The organism is Fulvivirga sediminis (genome assembly GCF_016757215.1).
GTDB classification, from domain to species: Bacteria; Bacteroidota; Bacteroidia; order Cytophagales; family Cyclobacteriaceae; genus Fulvivirga; species Fulvivirga sediminis.
On sequence record NZ_JAESIY010000001.1, the window covers coordinates 743,017 to 762,527 of the forward strand.

The window sequence follows — 19,511 nt, forward strand, 5'->3', positions numbered from 1 at the left end:
TATTATTAATTTTAAATTAAACATGTAATTTGTATATTTATTTAATCGCATATTTATTCCTGATTGTGCCAATAGGAATATAAATTGGACTGTAGTTAGTGTGCTGTTTATATGTTCACCCTTTAATAATTATAAACATGCATCAAAAATTAATCTTATTGTTAGCCCTTACTTGTGTTACCTCTTTACAGGTGTTTTGTCAAAGTACTGAGCCTGTTAAAATAGTAAAAACCTCTAATGACACTATAGAATTTGTTACCACGCTCAGGTTATATCGAGGGCAGAATATATTTCCAGATGATGATAAGCCTTTTATTAAAGGCCGTTTGAATGGAGAGAAAACTAAGCTGCCTAAGTCAGACATGAAGAAGATTATTTTGAGAGATGGGACAGTGTATAGCGTGTTGCACAATAGTAATTCTCACCATATCGGCTTTTATCTTACTCGAGGCGAAAAGAGTTTTTTTAAGTCATATTAATATGCTAGGTCCACTTTTTACACGGTATATGGACCTCAGGGCTCTGTGAATAAAACAGCCTCAGTAGTTTACTTTATAGAGGAGAAAGGCAAGCTGAAAGTGTTGGATAGAAAGATTGGCTTAAAGGAGCTTGCTGAGGAGTGCCAAATGTTTGACTCATATGTAAAGGTTCAGTATCGAATAAAGAAGGATCGAGAAATAGAAGACGCTCTTTATTATTATGATCTTAACTGTAATTGAATAGCTGGATCTAATTTTCGTTATCATCGCTATCATTTTCCTGAAATGGAATTGTGTAAATTAAACAGGCTGTATCAAAAGCAATTAGTCAGTCAGATTGAGAGGCCGGAAATTTTCTCTATATTCAAATAGAATACATTTCAAATGCTTATATGTGGCATTTATTAAGAAAGAGGCTAGTTTTGATAGCATCTTATAAATGTAATATATACACTTACAATATTTCAGTAATGCAGACACAAAGAGAGAAAATGCTGGCGGGTGAAAAGTACTTTATCAATGACCCTGAGCTGGTGGAGATTAGGCATAATACCAGAGAGTTGGTAGATGAATTTAATGGACTTGCACCCAGAGATGCAGAGGGAAAGGAAAGGATACAGCGCAAGATTTTTGGAGTTATGGGGCATGGGGTGCATATAGAAAAGCCTATGAGAATAGATTATGGTGTAAATACAGTGATTGGAGATAATGTCTTTATCAATTATAATTTCACTTTGCTAGATTGCTGTCCTGTAACCATAGGCAATAATGTTTTTATAGCACCTAACGTGCAAATTTATACTGCCTGCCACCCTATAGACACAGAGGAACGTAAAAAGCACATTGGTTTTGCTAAGCCCATTACCATTGGTAATGATGTGTGGATTGGCGGTAACTGTATATTAATGCCAGGCGTAACTATAGGCGACGGCTGCACTATTGGGGCGGGTAGTTTGGTTACTAAAAGTATTCCTGCCCATACGGTGGCGGTAGGTTCTCCCTGTAAAGTTATCAGGCAGATTAAAGATTAATAAAAGGCGTTTTAAAAAAATCTAGCTGTAAGTGCCGTGAGCTATTTTACAGGGTATAATGGCTTAGAAAAAAAGCAAGAGGTGGTTTTAAAAGTATCTTTAACTCAATTACTTTTGATGCCACCTCTTACAATTTCATCTATTTAATATAAGTAACGAATTCATCTTTTTCAGTTCTTACTTTTTTCAAGTTTAAAAGCCAATCTCCTTGCTCATCTCTATAACCTAAAGGAAGGATCACAGCACTTTTTAACCCTTGCTTATCCAGTTCTAGCAATTCATCAAGCTTTTCATTTTCAAAGCCTTCCATAGGCGTAGCGTCTACTTTCTGCTCGGCAGCAGCAGCAATAGCTAGTCCAAAAGCAATATATGCTTGTTTGGCGGCGTGATTCATGTGCCATTCCTTTCCTAGTGGTTCATATCTGTTCCATAAGGTGTTATGATAATCATCCATTTTATTTTCAGGAAGACCTCTTTCCGCCACAGTCTGTTTAAATACTTCACCCATTCTGCTGTGAGAGTATCCATCCCAAGAGGCGAATACAAGAAGGTGAGAGCAGTCAGTAATTTGACTTTGGTTAAAAGCAACAACTTTAATTTTTTCTAAAAGCTCTTTGTTAGTAATAACGAATATTCTGTAAGGTTGTAGGCCAGAAGAAGAGGGCGCTAAACGAGCTGCTTCCAAAATATAATCCACTTTCTCCTCAGGTACTACTTCACCATTCATTTTTTTGGCTGCATATCGCCACTGTAAATCTTCAATTAATGACATTGCTGTTAATTTTTAAATTCTACTAAAAATTCAAGTACTCAAGATTTATTATACGGTATAACTGGTAAAAGGTGATAGGGAATTATAGATAATTAACTTTTATGTTGATATAGTCCTTGGCCTGGAGGTGTTTTATGCGCTTATGCCAGTACCTTTGAGATAATATAAGGCATCGAATCTTTTCATTTTAAAAATCAGAATGTCTACAGCTCTTATAGAATAAGAAATTATAATGTGGTTAACCTTTTAAAGCAATCACCTTTTTTAGAATGAAATTAAATGTCAATTTACTCCGAACTATAGTGGAAAATAAAATAGTATTTTTAATATTATTTGTATTAATAACGACCTCTTCGTACTCTCAAACAAAAGAGGATAGATATATTAAACTATCACAATTTGAATCAGAAGAATACTTGGCAAATCCTGTGAAAACAGGGAATGCCTATTTAATACACCACCAAGACAAGGGAAAAGTTAGAAGTTTAGAAATCAAAAAATATAAAAATGGGCAAAAGGATGGAGAATGGTTAGCCTTTTTAAGAACTATTGGAGCATTTGATTTGGTTAATGTTACCAATTACAAAAATGGTTTAAAACATGGGTACTTTTTTAATACGGACAATCATGTTTATTCCGAGGAGGGGTATTATAAAAAGGGTGAAAAACATGGGGCTTGGATTAAAAAGAACTACGAGGATGTAGAAACCATTGAAACAACCACTTATAAAAAGGGTAAAAAGCATGGGGTTTATAGCTTAATTCAAGTTATTAATGAAAAATCTGTAGTATTAAAAAAGGAATACTACAAGCATGACAAACTCATAAAAGAAACGGTCAATTCAACTTTGCCTAAACTTTGAAGGTTAAGAAAGATGGCTTAAATCCCACTAGCCATAATTTTAGACTGCCAAGTCCCTAATGATCTCTATAGTCTTTGGCACGGCAGTAAATATCACCCCTGTAATTTATAAGAATAGAGAAACAGCTGTAGGGTGCGCTTGTGTTGTATGTGCTAATGCTTATACTACTGGAAGTGCTCAAATTGAAGGATGAGGAAGTCTTTAATAGCACTTTCTTTAATCCTGATTTTATGGGATGAAAGCTCTTTCCTCAGCCATACAAAATAAAAAAGCCCCCAAAACTCTGGAGCTCTGGAGGCTTTCAACCTAATCGGGACAGCTAGATTTTAGTGGCGCTAAATCATTTCCACCCGCCACCTAATGCACGATATATGTTAACTACAGCGTTTTTTTGCTGCATTTTAGTTTCTACCAATTCAAATTTTGATTCTAATGCATCTCTTTGTGTCATTAAAACTTCCATATAATCAGCACGAGCCGATTTAAACAGGTTGTTAGAGATAGTGATAGAGCTGGTAAGAGCATCTACTTCCTTAGATTTTAGATCATAACTTTTTGACAGATTATCGATTTTCGCCATTTGATTGGCTACTTCTATGTAGGCATTTAAAATGGTTTTCTCATAGTTGTATACTGCCTGTACCTGCTTAGCATTAGCGCTGTTGTAAGTGGCTTTGATCTCATTTCTGTTGATCAAAGGAGCCATTAGGTCACCTGCCACTGAGTATATTAAAGACTCAGGGGTAGTGAGTAAGTATTTAGCATTAAAAGCATTATAACCGACACCAGCGCTGATGCCCAATGAAGGGTAAAAGCGAGCTTTTGCTACTTGAACATCTAGCTTAGAAGCTGCAAGCTCTTTTTCTGCTTGTCTGATATCCGGTCTGTTAGCCAATAGCTGAGCAGGTAGCCCTGATGTAATCTTCTCTCTGATGAAATCATCATTACTAAACACCTCATAGTCTCGCTCTACATGTTGTGGGTAGCGACCTACCAGAAAGTTGATCTTATTTTCAGCTTCTACTATTTTCTGCTGAATATCAAACTGAAGGCTTCTGGTATGGAATACTTCCGCTTCAAACTTTCTTACCGCCAGCTCGGTAGCTCTACCTGCCGTTTTTTGCATTTTTACTATACCCAAGGCGTTACTTTGGATCTCTATATTTCTCTTTACTATGGCCAGTTGGTTGTCTAAGGCCAGTAGTTCATAGTAAGAGTTAGCTATTTCTGCTATAAGGTTAGTAACCATAAAGTTTTTGCCTTCTATGCTAGATAAATAGCGCATAAGAGCAGATTTTTTGGCATTACGAAGCTTTTTCCAAATGTCCACTTCCCAGTTAGCCACTGCTTCTATGGCTAAGTTGCCAAGCGGATCTGGTGTTTCTACCCCTGGCTTTATGTCAGTAGTAGCATCGTTAGCTCCTTGGCTGGTGTAGCGGCCTACTTTTTCTAAATCGGCTCCTGCTCTTACTCCTAAAAAGGGTAAGTACTCACCTTTTCTGGCTCTCACTTCGTTTTTAGCAATATTAATTTCCTGCAAAGTGATATTAAGCTCCTGATTATTGCTTAAAGCAGAATCTATCAAAGCTTTTAAGTAAGGATCAGAAAAGTATTCTTCCCATTCTATGGAAGCCACATTGGTAGAATCCTGCGAGCCGTTATAACTCGCAGGGGCTTCCATGTTGGCTGTTTTTTCTATTGCCGTAGGAGTTTTGCATGCCGCAAAAGAAAGTGCTATGCACGTAACTCCTATGTATTGATATATTCTTTTCTTATTTATGGTGTACATAGTCTTCTGTTAATGGATTATCATCTTCATCTTTGATTAGCTTACGTCCAGAGGCTATTTTTCCGAATATTACATATAGACCGGGTATAATTATTACCCCGAATATGGTTCCGAAAAGCATACCTCCCAGAGCTGATGAACCGATCGTGTGGTTACCAATGGCTCCGGCTCCGTGAGCTAATATCAAAGGAATAAGTCCTGCTATAAAGGCAAATGATGTCATGAGGATAGGTCTGAAACGTACCCTGGCACCTTCTATGGCTGCCTCTGGAATGGAGTAACCCTCTCGGTATTTTTGCACAGCAAACTCAACAATAAGTACGGCGTTTTTACCTAATAAGCCTACCAGCATGATCAGACCTACCTGAGCATAAATGTCATTAGCCAGCCCCATAACTTTGAGCAGCAGGAATGAACCGAAGATACCCATAGGTAGAGATAGTAATACTGCCAGCGGTAATATGAAGCTTTCATACTGAGCAGCCAGCACTAAGTACACAAATACTGATACTATTATGAAAATGTATAATGATTCATTTCCTCTCTGAGCCTCATCATAAGATAATCCTTCCCAAGCAATATCATACCCTCTTGGCAGGCTGGTGGCAGCTACTTCTTTAATGGCTTCAATAGCATCTGCAGTAGTATAGCCTGGGGCCGGAAGCCCTCTGATGGAGGCCGAATTGTACATGTTATAACGAGTGATTTCATTAGGCCCCTGGCTTTTCTTTAACTTCATAAAGGCAGAGTAAGGAACCATTTCACCATGGTCATTTTTAATAAACAGGTTCAATACATCTGAAGGCAGTCTTCTGAATTTAGGGTCTGATTGTACGTAAACCTTGAAGAACCTACCAAATTTAATGAAGCCTTGTTCATATGTACTACCTATAAGAATGTCAAGGTTTTCCATGGCGTCGCCTATTGATACTCCTTTTTGCATTGCAGCTTTGTTATCTATCTCTAGTTCGTATTGAGGGTAGTTAGCCGCAAAGAATGTGAATACACCAGTAAGCTCTTTTCGCTCTTTAAGATGAGCAATGAAATCTTTATTGATTTCATCAAAATCCTGATAGTCAGTATTGGTTGTTTTATCTAACAAACGCATAGAAAAACCACCTGAAGAACCGAAACCAGGAATGGCAGGAGGCTCGAAAAATTCTATGATGGCACCGAGTCCTTTTGATTTTTCTTCAAGCTCTTCCATAATTTCAGTAACAGAATGCTCTCTTTCTGACCAACCTTTTAAGTTGATAAGACAGGTACCTGCGTTAGAGCCACGGCCTTCAGTCATGATCTCATAACCAGCGAGTGAAGTCACAGATTCTACTCCATCAATTTCTTCACATATTTTCTGTAGGTTACGAGAAACCTCATTAGTTCTTTCTAAGGTAGCTCCCGGAGGGGTTTGTATGATAGCATAAATAGTACCTTGATCTTCACTTGGAATGAATCCGCCAGGTAATATTTTATTTACCAGGAATATGCCCACGCAGAATATCAATAATACTCCCCATGTTACAGATTTTCTATTAACGATCTTTTTCAGGAGGTTGGCGTACCTGCCAGTAAGCTTCTCAAAACCCCTGTTAAAGCTATCTAGCCCGCGATTAAGTATATTTCTTTTCCTTTCTTTACCATGATTGTTTTTCAATAACATGGCACAAAGTACCGGGGTAAGCGTTAAAGCGATGATAGCGGAAATAACTATAGAGCTGGCCATAGTGATAGAGAACTGACGGTAGAAAGTACCCACTGGGCCAGACATAAATGATATTGGTAAGAATACAGATACCATTACAGCGGTAATAGCTATGATAGCACCGCTTATTTCTCCCATTACCTCTTTTACCGCCTTGTAAGGGTTGAGGTGTTTCTCTTCCATTTTAGCGTGTACCGCTTCTACTACCACAATGGCATCATCCACCACAATACCAATAGCCAGTACCAAAGCAAAGAGTGTTACCAGGTTAATGGAAAGGCCAAAAAACTGTATTACGAAAAAGGCTCCTACTAACGATACAGGTACCGCCAGGATGGGGATTAGTGTAGATCTCCAGTCTCCCAGGAAGATAAATACTACTATAGCCACAAGAATGAAAGCATCTCTTAACGTATGAATAACCTGCTCTATAGAGGCATCCAGAAATTTAGATACATCATAAGTGATTTTATATTCAAGTCCTGGAGGGAAAGTCTTCTCCATTTCTTTCAGCTTTTCTTTTACAGATGCGATTACGTCACTGGCATTACTACCATAGTTTTGTTTCAGTACTATAGAGGCAGATGGGTGTCCATCAAGGTTAGAGTAAATATCAAAGAATTCACTACCTAATTCTACTTTGGCAACATCTCTCAGGTGTATACTTTCACCGTCGGCATTGGCCCTTATTATAATGTCTTCATATTCTTTAGGGTCGCTCAATCGACCTTTATAGGTTAGCACATATTCTAATGATTGAGACTCAATACCTGAACTACGCCCTAACCTACCAGGGCGACCCACTATACTTTGTTCTGCCATGGCTTCCATCACCTCATCTACAGAAATGTTGTAAGCCCTCATTCTATCCGGGTTTAGCCATACCCTCATAGCATACCTACGGCTACCGAGTATTTGGGAGTTGGCCACACCTTCTGTACGGTTAAGCTCAGGCACCATTTGCACGTTAGCATAGTTGTAGAGAAATTTTTCATCCATGCTTTTGTCTTTCCCATAGATGTTAACATACATCAACATACTGGGCTGTATAGGGGTAATCACCACACCTTCTCGCTGTACTAGCTCTGGCAGCAGTGGCATTACCTGGTCTACCCGGGTTTTAACCCGTATTACCGCCTGGTTAGGATCTGTGCCAGGCTCAAAAATTAATCTTAACGTGGCCTCACCAGCACTTGTAGCATCGGTGGCCATATATCTCATACCCTGCACACCATTGATTGAGTTTTCAAGAGTGATAAGGGTAGATTTTACTAGTACATCAGCACTGGCACCAGGGTAGGCTATGGCTACGTTTACGGTGGTAGGTGCTATCTGTGGGTACTGCGAAATAGGCAGCTGCTTGATAGCCAGCGTACCTACAAAAACTATTATGACCGATATGACAATGGCAAAAACCGGCCGGTGTATTATCTTTTTAAACATAAAATCTTGTTTTTACTGTAATACTTGATTACTCTGCGTACAGGTCCAGGCTATTGATGGCCGTTTGTGGCTTCACAAAATCATATTCTATTTTGTCTCCATCTTCTACCAGGCGCAGACCTTCTAAGAGAATTTTGTCTCCTTCTTTAAGCCCGTCTTGCACTGCATATAAATGCGGCATTTCTGCCTTTATAGTGATAGGTCTGGCTTTTACGATGTTCTCATCAGTAATCACAAAAACATATTTTTTCTCTAATACTTCGAAAGTGGCTTTCTGTGGTATTAATAAGGCGTTTTTCAACTCGGTAGTCATTAAAATGCTGCCGGTTTCTCCATGTCTCAAAAGCCTGTCAGGGTTAGGAAATGTAGCTCTGAAGGGGATGTTACCTGTTTCATTGTTAAAGTCAGCTTCAATGGTTTTCACTTCTCCAGGATAACTGAAAATCTTATTGTTAGCCATAAGAAGTTTCACATTCATGGTGCTGTCTCCTTTTACTTTCGTTTTATAATCAAGGTATTCAGCCTCTGGTACGTTAAAGTATACCCACATCTCGCTGTTGTCAGAAAGGTTGGTAAGCAGGTCTTCCTCGTTGATCAAGCTCCCTGGCCTTACATGAAAACGGTCTATAATTCCATCAAAAGGAGCTCTTATTTGAGTGAACCCTAAGTGTACGTCAGCCAATTGTAGTTCTGCATTGGCCTGATCATATTTGGCCTGAGCTAGCGCTAGTTCATTAGGAGATACAATATTGCTGTCTGCTAATGATTGTGTGTTTCTTAACTCTATTTCTGCAGCCTTGGCTTCAGCCTTAGCTTTTAGCTTTTCTGCTTCATATAGTTTGGGCATAATCTGAAATAACAACTGCCCTTTTTTTACATTTTGACCTTCATCTACATAAATGTCATCCAGATAACCCTTTTCCTGTGCTCTAAGCTCTATATGACGGATAGATTTTATTTGACAAACATATTCCTTGGTCAAAGAGGTATCCATCTTAATAGGGCTGGTAACAGAAAACTTTACTTCTTCCTCCGTTTTTTCTTTCTCTGAGTGGCAACTTGTGAAACACAATATGGCACACAAGCCCATAAGCATAAGAATTTTGTTCATAATAATTCTGCTTTTAAAAATTGCTGTTTAAATGATAAGGTTGTATTGTAAATTGATTTTGGTATGATTATTTACCATACCTTGTGGCGTTTATGCTTAGCATAAAGCCATTTTTTAAAAATGTATTGTATAGGGGTAGAGGCAACGGGGTGTCGCCTCATTAGGTAATTTATATCACAGTCTGATAACTCTCAGTAAGAGAAACCATTTGTATGAAGAGTCATGAGAAAAATGCTTCCAAAAGGGCTCTCCAATTTCACAAGACTCAAAAAAATCAGCTAGTAGCTCATGAAAAATATCGCTAAAGTAGTGCGTTATTTCGAGGTGCTTTTTCCCGAAAAGTAACTCATTTTCTTCTACTTCGTTTTCGGTAATTTCTATGATATGCTCCCCAGGGTGCTGACCTTTTTTATTTTTTTTAAGGGTATTGGTTTTACCAATAAGATTATTCGGGGAGGGCTGCTGAAGCTGCTTGCGAGTGCAGACATAGTTAGACTGATCCTGCTCCTGAGACAGGCTCATCAGGGTGTTTTCGCTTATAAGAGAAAAGCTTAAGAAAAGGAAAAATCTAACTATCCACTTTTTCATCGGACTTCAAACGTACAGAAAAGCAATATGCCAGTCAAGAGAGTACACTCGCCTAAGAGGGTATGGCAATTTTAGAAGATGCCTGTTTACTAAAGTCAGAACGGTTGAAAAGCCTTTTTTTATTGATTTTAGACGGTTTTTCGACGGGGAAATGTGGGATTTATGCCAATTGTTAATAAAAGTTAAACTTCTGTTAAGGCCGTTTCTCCACCTTGATTTGCCAAAAAAATGCTTTTATATGACTGTTGATATTTTGCTTTTTTCACTCAAAGAAATAAGGATGAATCACTAGGTTTTAAAGATCATTTTCAATCTGAAATATCAGTAAAAATTACGCTTTTAATCAGAACCCTACATGTAAAATAATTACTTGGGAATTGAGTGATTACGACGGGATTAAATGGGTAAATTATAATTAATGTGCTGAGTAGCCATACGCAAAAATCAATGCTCTCTTGCATTTCCTCAGTTCAATGAATTCAAATTATAAACTAAACCTATTACAGTTATGGAAAACGACTATTATGGTGAAGGAACCCGATCGGTACCATTCACTTATTTAAGATGCGTCTATGTTTTTATTATCCTTTTCTTTATCAGCACTTTCACCACGTATGGTCAACATACCTGGAATACCGTGGCTATTGGAGGTGGTGGTTTTGTGTCTGGTATTATAGCGGCCCCTAATGATCCTAATGTTTTTTATGCACGCACAGATGTGGGAGGGGCCTACCGTTGGGATGAAGCCTCTGCCAGCTGGGTATCTTTGCTAGATTGGGTTTCTAGTGATGAAAGAGGTCTTTTGGGGGTGGATGGAATAGCTATTGACCCTAATGAGCCAGGAAGGGTATATATGCTGGCCGGTACTTCCTATTGGAATAATGGAAAAAGCATGTTTCTAAGGTCTGATGATTATGGCAATACCTGGGATAAAATTGATGTGACCGATCAATTTAAAGCACATGGTAATGGCATGGGAAGAGCCAATGGAGAGCGGGTGATGGTAGATCCAAATAACAGCAATATTATTTTTTGCGGTACCCGATACAATGGCCTTTGGAAAAGCACTAACCGTGGTAGTTCTTGGTCTCGTGTTTCTTCTTTGCCAGTAACCACTACTCCTAATGGCAGTGGAGTATCTATAATTACATTCGATGCTACCAGTGAAGCAGAAGGGGTAAGTCAAACTATTTATGCGGGGGTATCTAGGCCAGATGATAATTTATATGTGAGCCATGATGCAGGTAGCACATGGGAGCTGGTAGAAGGGAGGCCCGTTCAGGTAGATATTATGCCTCAGAGAATGGCTATTTCAAGCAATGGAGAAACGCTTTACGTTACCTATGGTAACGGTGGAGGCCCGCACCCGATGCTTTGGGATGGTGTTACTGATTATTATAATAGAGGAGCCGTTTATAAGTTTAATGTTGCTACTGGTGTTTGGACAGATGTTTCTCCTCAGGATTTTATGCAAGATCTGGATAAGATAGCTGAAGGAGAGGATCAGGTACATTATGGTGCCTATAGCGGTATTTCTATTGATCCTAATGATGAGGACAGAATTTTGGCTACATCCATCAATAGTTATCGCGGCCCTCAGTATTGGGAGGTTGACGGCACCTATGAGGATTCTTGGGGCGATAATATTTTTCTTAGTGAAGATGGCGGTGAGACGTGGAGGGAAATGTTTAGGTACTACTGGCAAGAGGGGGGCATTTTTCCTGATTATGATATGATGGATGATGGTGGCATACCTTGGATAAGAGGAAATAATATCCATTGGAGTGGTGCTATAGTGATAGATCCTTTTAATTCAGAAAGGGCATTTGTAACTGCAGGTAACGGAGTTTGGGCTACAGAAAATTTAAGTGATTCTTACGTTACGCTAGAGTGGAGGGGTAGTTCTCAAGACACTCTGGTGCATGGCAAGGCCATTTGGCAGTTTATGTCTAAAGGTATTGAAGAAACAGTGCCTTCGGATGTTGTAACTATCCCTGGAGGCCCTACAGTTTCAGTAATTCTTGACTACGATGGTTTTGTTCATGAAGATTTAGATGAATATTCTCCTTATGGTCGCCATAAAACCAATGTTTCGGGTTCATTATATCCGCTAGGATCTACTACAGGGATTGATTACGCCGTGGAAGGAGAGGTACTGGTGAAAACCGCCCGTGCCAGGGAGGTAAGTACAAGGTATAATACAATTCCTATCGGTCCTGTGCAGTGGTCAGAAGATGGAGGTCTTACCTGGACCACCCAGACGTATATCACTAGTCCGCCAGACTCACTAGGTGGAGGTAAGGTGGCGATCTCTACCGATGGCGAGGTTACTTTATGGATGCCAGAGCAAGGAGATACTATGTACAGGTACGAGAATGCTGCCTGGACTGTGGTAGACGGAGTGTCTTTTGAGGGAATTAGACCGGAAGCGGATAAGGTAAATGTCAATAAGTTTTATACATTCGACCCTGCTGATGGTGGTTTTTATGTCAGTACAGATAAGGGAGTTTCATTTACTAAGACGGCAACGCTATCTGCCGGTTATTTTGAAACGGTAAGGGCGGTGCCAGGTTACGAGGGAGATGTTTGGGTGCCTTTAACTGAAAATGGCCTTACCAGAACTACCAATAGCGGAGCGTCTTTCACTCCTATTTCTTCCGTATCATACTGTGAGGCTGTGGGGTTAGGAAAGGCGGCTCCAGGAGCAAGCTACCCTACGGTTTTTATATTTGGAACAGTAGGCGATGTTACAGGAGTGTTTATGTCTACCAATCAGGGTGCCTCATGGGTGAGAATAAATGATGATGAGCATGAATATGGAGGCTTGGCCAATGGTGAGTTTGTTCAGGGAGATTGGAATGTTTTTGGAAGAGTGTATATGAGTACGGCGGGTAGAGGGATCGTGTACGGAGAACCTTCTGATGGGCAGCCTGTAAATACGGCACCTACAGCTTTGTTTAATGCCGATCCGGTTTTAGGTATGGCTCCCTTGGTAGTTAATTTTGATGGTAGTGTTTCTTTTGATGCAGATGGAGATTCTCTAACCTACGCATGGGATTTTGGGGATAGTAAAAAAGGCTCGGGAGCGGAAGTAACTCATACTTATATGGCTTCAGGCACTTATACAGCTACCCTTACCGTGTTTGATGGCCAGGCTAGTGATGATTATAGTCTGGATATCAAAGTAAACTCATCGGATACTGTGTCTAATTCCATTCCTGTGGCAGCTATATCAGCTTCAACTACCTCAGGAGAGCTGCCGCTGGCCGTAACCTTTGATGCTTCCTCATCTACTGATGCTGATGGCGATTTGCTATCTTATAGCTGGGATTTTGCAGATGGTAGCCAGGGAACAGGAGTAGAAGTGCTACACACTTTTTCAGAGGAAGGAGTGTATGAAGTGCTGCTTACTGTAGATGATGGAAATGGAGGATCTGATAGCGATACTCTAGAAATTACCGTTACAGCTCCCGATGCAGGAGGAGGAGATTGTGAGTTTGGCACACCATTGTCAGCAGCTTTACCTTCACTGAATGTTACTTATGATCATGTTCATGTTATTGGTGCGGGAGGCCCCTCGTTGAGTAATTTTGCTAGTATGGGAATTAATTGGAGCTTGCCAAGTAATGCTGTTTGGCAATTTTCTATATCTACCAATAATGGTTCTCCAGGCTGGTGGAATGATTTAAGAACCGTATCCTCCATTTCTTTTGGTACCGCTTCTCCGGCAATTACTTTTGAAGACTCAGGATTCTCAGGCCTCGATGGGTCTTATTATGTGGCTATTGATGGAGATAATTTTGTGATGGTATCTCAAGGTGGGGAGTTTGCTATTTACTTCAGTAATAGTGCTACTCCACCTTCATGCTCTGCCTCTGCCCGTATGGCTAATGTTGCGCGATCAGTAGAAGCTACTAGCTGGGTAGTGTATCCTAATCCTTTAAAAGGAGAGCGATTACAAGTGAATTATCCCCTTCAAGATGACTCTGAGGAGGTTACATTATCAGTGATGAATTCTTCTGGGCAGGTAGTCTTTAGTAAGGTTTATGAAGCAGGAAATGAGGAGATTATTCATGCTGAGCTAGAGTTGAGTGGGTTAAATAAAGGCTTTTACCTGTTGCAGGTGAGGGAAGGCAACCGAATAGAAACAAAGAGTTTTGTAAAGCCTTAATGTAGTAAGTGACATGTAAAAGAAAGGCTGCTTCATTTGAAGCAGCCTTTCTTAATATGAGTTATTCTACAGTATGAGAATTATTCTATAACAATGGGTAGGGTAGTTACTTTACCACCATCTATCACCCTTACCAGATACATTCCTTTATGGAATCCGCTGGTGCCTATTTCCAATCTGTTCTCTCCTTTGCTGATAAACTGGGCTGTTATTTTACCAGAAAGATCCATTACCATGATTTCGGCATCAGGATTAGTGCCTTTCAAATAAAATCTATCTTTGGCCGGATTAGGGAATATTGAAATTTTATCCATAGAGCTATTCTCGTCAGGACTGGCCATTCTGGCGGCGGCACTAGTGCCGTTTATTTCAAAGTGAGACCATGCTACTGAAGATTCATAATGAATGTAGTATTTACCATCAATGGCCGCAGGGAAACTGTTAGACCAGGTATTAGTATAATCTACACCATTAATTTCTACTAAAGTAGTATTCCAAGAGTTGATATAGTTAATGTTGCCGCTTACTACCCAGCAATACTCACCGGAGCCATCCTGGCTGAAAGGCATAGTTATAGCAGTAGGCGAGTCACAGGCTAGATCAGGGGCATCTTCTACTACTATGTCCTCTGTGGCAGTGTCAGAAAATTCTCCATCTGATACGGTGAGGGTTATGGTATATGTTCCCGGGGTTGAGTACGTTTTAGTAGCAGTTACTCCACTACCAGAGGTACCATCTCCAAAGTCCCAGCTATAAGTTAAAGGATCAGAGTCAGGATCTGATGATGCACTGGCATCTACAGCTACTGTTAGAGGAGCCTCTCCTGAGGTAGGGCTAGCAGTAAAGGCAGCAGTAGGAGCGTCATTGCCAGGAGAACCCACTTCTATGGTTAGTGTAGCCTCATCAGAAAGTCCTGCGCTGTCAGTTACAGTAAGCGTTACATCATATGATCCTGGTGTTGTGAATTCATGAGTGGCAGTAGCGCCTGTGGCTACACTTCCATCTGCAAAATCCCAAGCGAAAGTAATAGGATCTCCGTCAGGATCGCTTGACTCAGAACCATCAAAACTTACCAGTAGTGGTGCGTCTCCAGAAAGTACATCTGCAGTGGCCACGGCATCAGGAGCATGATTGACATCTGTGCCCTCTCCGAAGAACAGGCCATAAATAGCATTAGCAGTAGCTACATCCACTTGAGCCCAAAATCTATGGTATTTAGTAGTGTAGTCTGTGCCTGAGTTATAAGCTGCTTCCAAAGCAGGGAAATCAGGATCATTTCTGTAGTCAGAACGGATATCTAAGAATTCGATGCCTGGTTCTATATCATCACCATTAGGCATTTCTCCACTCCAGCCAGCAGGCACATATACCTCTTGCTCAAAGAAACGGTCATAATCACCACGGCTCTCTAAGTTAGAAACACCTATGCCATCTTCTTCCCAATAATTATCCCATACTCTGTCTAGCAGTTCTTTAGCCAAATTTTGAGCGTCGGTATCTAAAGTGCCCCATTTTTCAGTGGCAGCTGCATAGTAAGTAAGCGTTTTAGCTAAGCAGCCGGCCACACCTACATCCTGAGTGTAATCTACCACAGAAACATGTAGGCCTGTATTAGGCATTGGGTTAGCGGGGTTCCATGTATTAGGAGCTCCAGACCACTCTAGCGTAGCAGGCAGTTGGTATGATCCGCCTGAAAGCTCTACTACAGAAAGCACCCAGTCTACCCATTTTTCCATTACCGTTGCAGCACGAGGATCATCTACTATGTAGTAGTACTCTGCTAAGCGTTCCATAGACCATGCTTGCCATCCAAACCAGGTGTTACTTCCGGGATCATTGTAAACGGGACTTTCTGTATAGGCCATATCATAGAAAGTAGTTGCTCCTGCAGGGTATGGGCTATAATCTCCATTCCAGCTATTAGTAGCTCCACCTGCTATACCACCTTCATCTGATTGCAACCACTGGTAAAATTCTAACTGACGATCTAGACTGGTGCTCCAGTCTCTGGCACCATTGGGAGTAATGGGCTTCAAAGGATCAAATTCGCTTAGAGCATAAGCAGCTACTGGGTTTTGATACCCAAAGTGACTATGGCTACAGCCTATTCTCCAGGCCCAGTTTTGCGAGGTAGAAACAGGTCCACCCCAAGAGTAGTACCAAGACATAAGATAATGAGCACTTTCATAGCCTGTGGCCCCAGGAGCAGAAGCACTTTCTACACCAAGAGGTTTGAAATATTTGTCAAACATAGCCAACCTTAAGAAGTCCCCCATTTTACTTGCATCCGCTAAAGGTAGAGTGGTTTCTGGGTTCAACCCTTGTTCTTCTGCCCATAGGTAAGCCCAATACATTACTTGTACTGCTCTGGCATCAGCATCAGGAGCGTTAGTGTATTTCCATTGTTTAGCAGGTGCCTGAGATTCTTCAGTAAATAAGTCCAGGTACCCGTATTGACCTCCAAAGTCGAATTCTTCCCAAGAAGGATGCGGTATAGTTTCCCATACTGATTCTTCTTCTCCTCTTTGGAAGGTGTTGATATATGAAGGGGTGCTTACACCGTCGCCTTTATTACCATAACCATAGAAGTTATCGCTATCCAGTATCCAGTGCATGCCGTATACTCTATTTCCGTAGGCTGAGGTAAGCTCAGAAGAAACAGGATCCTGACCTACAGGAATGCCCGATTGTAACGGGGCAGGATAGTATGATGGTAAAGGAAATTCTGCTGCATAAGTGGCAGGAGAGTTCGGGTTATAGTTTCCGGCTGTAGGCTGCAGGTCAGTAGTAGGGATGATGTTGTCATCCATATTTTGCCATGCAGCATTCAGAGGTTGCCAGTCGCCTTCTATTCTGCCATAAAGGGCTTCCATCCATAGCCAGTAAGAGTAGGTTTCACTTACAGTCTCATGTCCATAGTCTGGTGCTTCTACAATGAGCGTCTCTACAGAGTGGTAAGGAACACCGTCAGGGCTAAAATAGCCATTGGCGGGGTTGTTTACCTTTTCTCTTAGCTGTAAAAACCGCTCTAAATATTCGTTGGTTTGGCCCACGGCCGAGTGTATGCTCATGATAAAGCACACCATGCATAATGAATAGATGATTAATGGTTTTTTCATAAGTGTTATCGTTTATTATGATTAAAGGTTTGTTTTGAGTTAAAAAGATTAGGCAATACAAGTGCAGGCTGCTTTTGAAAAGCTGCTACCCTGCACTTGCCATATTTGGTTTTAGTCTTTGAAGATTACTTGTTCGGAGTGAATAACTTCACTCTTATGGAGTACCTGAAGTGTATATAGTCCAGGTGCAATTTTTGGTTCTACCGTTGTTTCTGTATTTCCGATATTGTTAAGGGTTTCTTTATAGATTAAACGGCCTTGATTATCATAAATAATTATCTGTATGTTTTCATACTGCGAAGTTTGTATAGTGATAGCGCTGGCAGTAGGGTTAGGATAAATCTTTATGGAATTATCAGTTATTTTGCCAGATGCCAATCGGGAGCTACTGGTGTTACCATTGATCTCCAAATGAGAATAGGCAAAATCACCCACATACTGGATATAATAATTGCCATTTATTTTTGAAGGCACGTTGCTAGACCATGTATTAGTATAGTCTGTTCCATTGATTTCTACCAAACCCGTATTCCAGGAATTAACATAATTGATGTTTTCTGAAGTTATCCAGCAGAAATTGCCCGATCCTTCATAAGTAAAAGGAAGGGAAATTTCTGTGGCATTTGAACAGGGATCTTCACTGTCTGATGCAGACTGAGTAATAGTAAGTAAGGCAGAAAGTCCTTCTCCACTTATGGTGATTTCAGAGCTTCTTTCTTCCGAGTTATTTGCATTGACTGATACCTCTATGCTACCGGAGCCACTGCCTGAAGTAGGTGTAATGGTAGCCCAGCTAGCAGTGCTGGTAGCTGTCCAGCTGATGTTTGATGAAATATTTACTGTGGCTGATGTAGCGCTGGCATCAAACTCTACTGAAGCTGTTGATAGTGTTAGAAATAAGCTGTCTGTGGTAGAGGTTTGAGATACTTCAATGGTTCGAGTAATACTATTTCCTGAAAGAGTGATGCTGCCGCTTCGGGCTGTAGACTCGCTATTTTCAGAAACAGATACAGTTAATGTGCCGTTTCCAGAGCCACTCGTAGGTGATAAAGATATCCATGAGGAGGTGCTGCTGGCTGTCCAGGAGATATTTGATGTAATGGAAATTTCTAAACTAGACTCTGCTGCACCAAAAGTCATTGAATTGGTTGAAACGATAAGCTCATCGGTAGGTGGTAATACATTGCCGTTAGGAATCATAGGGGCCAGGTAAGGAGCTAGTTTTTCCATTTTCCATTCTACTATATTTCCCCACGAGTAGTCTAAAAGTCCTCCTGTATCGCCAGAGTTAGGATTCCAGCACCAGAAGGTCCATGAGTAGTCGTTGCCCATGTACTCTAAAAAGGTGTCAAACCATTGTTCATCCAATCCTTCTGAGTCTCTTATTCCAAATTCTCCCACCAGTAAAGGAGAAATGTCCTGATTGTACAGATATCCGAAATGCTCATCCCATATGCCAGCCATATTGCTGGGGAAGGCAGGGTCTGTGAACCAATCCTGAGGATATACGGTAGGACCATACTCATGAGGAGAATACATCAACTTATTAGGTACATCTAATTGTACGGGATATTCTGCGGCTCCGATGAGATTACCTCCCCACCAGTACACATCTCCAAGGTGCTCTTCTATTCCTTCTACCAAGATAAGTACATTAGGATTAACCGCTAAAATTGCATTTCCGCACCTTTCAGCCGCTTTGTTCCAATCGGTGGCAGGGTTAGAGTTACCCCAGGTAGCTCTATCGTGTGGTTCGTTATTCAGATCCATGGCTATAACGGCATCATAGTTTTTATACCTATCGGTCATAAATATCCAGTCATCTATCCATTGGCTTTCTGGTACGGCAGCGGTATACCATAGGTCTTCTTCCAGGTAAGCACCAGGGGCGCGTGAGTGATTGTCTAAAATGATTTTCATGTCATTTTCCTGACACCATTCCACAATAATATCCATAATTTCAATGGGCTTGGATTTGGTGGCGGCTTCAGCATTCATAGGGCTGATGCCTGTATAAGGATCTGTACCAAAAGTATTGACAGAGATGTTGGCGCTCGGCGCCAACATGGCGTTACACCAGGGTATACGTATACAGTTAAAGCCCTGATCCTTAATTTGAATCAGCATGCTTTTAAGGTCTCTGGCCCACAGTCCGTGAGGCACCAACTCATTAGTTTCAAAGCCAAACCAGTTAACTCCAGTCAGGCGCACTTCATTACCATTGGCATCTATAAGGTGGTCTCCCTCAGTACTGAGGAAGTTTTGAGGGAGACCTGGGGATGGAAATAGTATGAGTAGGATGAAGGTTAGGGAGAGTTGGTTTAGTAAGTTCTTAGTCAAACAGTAAAGTCTTTTCATATCCACGAGGTTTTTAGGTTTGTGTATTGAAGTTACTCCCTTTCCTAAATGAACATAGTGACTATTTTATCAATCAATTATACTA

At 40.7% G+C, this 19,511-nt stretch carries 13 protein-coding genes; 6 read left to right on the forward strand and 7 right to left on the reverse strand.

What is annotated here, in order from left to right:
• Positions 1-137: 137 nt before the first annotated feature.
• The 3 genes from JL102_RS03260 to JL102_RS03270 all read left to right on the forward strand — a co-directional run bounded on the left by JL102_RS03260 (position 138) and on the right by JL102_RS03270 (position 1,510).
• The gene (locus tag JL102_RS03260; protein WP_202242338.1) at positions 138-479 is read left to right on the forward strand and encodes a hypothetical protein; all 342 of its coding nucleotides are present in this window, start codon (positions 138-140) and stop codon (positions 477-479) included.
• Between the two features lie 45 nt (positions 480-524).
• Entirely contained in the window at positions 525-719 is a 195-nt protein-coding gene (locus JL102_RS03265) for a hypothetical protein (protein WP_202242340.1), read from the forward strand.
• 230 nt (positions 720-949) lie between these two features.
• Complete coding sequence (locus JL102_RS03270; RefSeq protein WP_237390323.1) at positions 950-1,510, forward strand: sugar O-acetyltransferase; 561 nt, start codon at positions 950-952, stop codon at positions 1,508-1,510.
• Positions 1,511-1,649: 139 nt separating this feature from the next.
• On the opposite strand, the gene JL102_RS03275 is transcribed toward JL102_RS03270, so the two are convergent.
• Positions 1,650-2,282, reverse strand: a complete 633-nt coding sequence (locus JL102_RS03275; protein WP_202242344.1) for an NAD(P)H-dependent oxidoreductase — start codon at positions 2,280-2,282, stop codon at positions 1,650-1,652.
• 302 nt (positions 2,283-2,584) lie between these two features.
• Between JL102_RS03275 and JL102_RS03280 the strand changes: the two genes are divergently transcribed.
• Together JL102_RS03280 and JL102_RS23745 are read left to right on the forward strand one after the other, a co-directional pair.
• The gene (locus JL102_RS03280) at positions 2,585-3,145 is read left to right on the forward strand and encodes a toxin-antitoxin system YwqK family antitoxin (RefSeq protein ID WP_202242346.1); all 561 of its coding nucleotides are present in this window, start codon (positions 2,585-2,587) and stop codon (positions 3,143-3,145) included.
• A 58-nt stretch (positions 3,146-3,203) separates the two neighbouring features.
• Positions 3,204-3,338 (forward strand): hypothetical protein, encoded by a 135-nt coding sequence (locus JL102_RS23745; protein ID WP_262896839.1) that lies wholly within the window; start codon positions 3,204-3,206, stop codon positions 3,336-3,338.
• A gap of 147 nt (positions 3,339-3,485) precedes the next feature.
• On the opposite strand, the gene JL102_RS03285 is transcribed toward JL102_RS23745, so the two are convergent.
• The 4 genes from JL102_RS03285 to JL102_RS03300 all read right to left on the reverse strand — a co-directional run bounded on the left by JL102_RS03285 (position 3,486) and on the right by JL102_RS03300 (position 9,778).
• Positions 3,486-4,925 carry a TolC family protein gene (locus tag JL102_RS03285; protein ID WP_202242480.1) on the reverse strand — a complete coding sequence of 480 codons (1,440 nt, stop codon included), beginning with the start codon at positions 4,923-4,925 and terminating at the stop codon, positions 3,486-3,488.
• Positions 4,918-8,079 carry an efflux RND transporter permease subunit gene (locus JL102_RS03290; protein WP_202242348.1) on the reverse strand — a complete coding sequence of 1,054 codons (3,162 nt, stop codon included), beginning with the start codon at positions 8,077-8,079 and terminating at the stop codon, positions 4,918-4,920. Before JL102_RS03290 ends, JL102_RS03285 begins: the two co-directional genes overlap by 8 nt.
• Positions 8,080-8,107: 28 nt before the next feature.
• Positions 8,108-9,190, reverse strand: a complete 1,083-nt coding sequence (locus tag JL102_RS03295; protein WP_202242350.1) for an efflux RND transporter periplasmic adaptor subunit — start codon at positions 9,188-9,190, stop codon at positions 8,108-8,110.
• A gap of 174 nt (positions 9,191-9,364) precedes the next feature.
• Complete coding sequence (locus tag JL102_RS03300) at positions 9,365-9,778, reverse strand: hypothetical protein (RefSeq protein WP_202242352.1); 414 nt, start codon at positions 9,776-9,778, stop codon at positions 9,365-9,367.
• A 508-nt stretch (positions 9,779-10,286) separates the two neighbouring features.
• On the opposite strand from JL102_RS03300, the gene JL102_RS03305 reads away from it, so the two are divergent.
• Positions 10,287-13,949, forward strand: coding sequence for a PKD domain-containing protein (locus JL102_RS03305; RefSeq protein WP_202242354.1), 3,663 nt, complete (start codon positions 10,287-10,289; stop codon positions 13,947-13,949).
• An 80-nt stretch (positions 13,950-14,029) separates the two neighbouring features.
• Here the strand turns inward: JL102_RS03305 and JL102_RS03310 are convergent, their stop codons facing one another.
• Both JL102_RS03310 and JL102_RS03315 read right to left on the reverse strand, forming a co-directional pair.
• Entirely contained in the window at positions 14,030-17,068 is a 3,039-nt protein-coding gene (locus JL102_RS03310) for a glycoside hydrolase family 48 protein (protein WP_202242356.1), read from the reverse strand.
• A gap of 111 nt (positions 17,069-17,179) precedes the next feature.
• Positions 17,180-19,426: a cellulase family glycosylhydrolase gene (locus JL102_RS03315; RefSeq protein ID WP_202242358.1), complete on the reverse strand. Its 2,247-nt coding sequence runs from the start codon at positions 19,424-19,426 to the stop codon at positions 17,180-17,182.
• Positions 19,427-19,511: the final 85 nt, after the last annotated feature.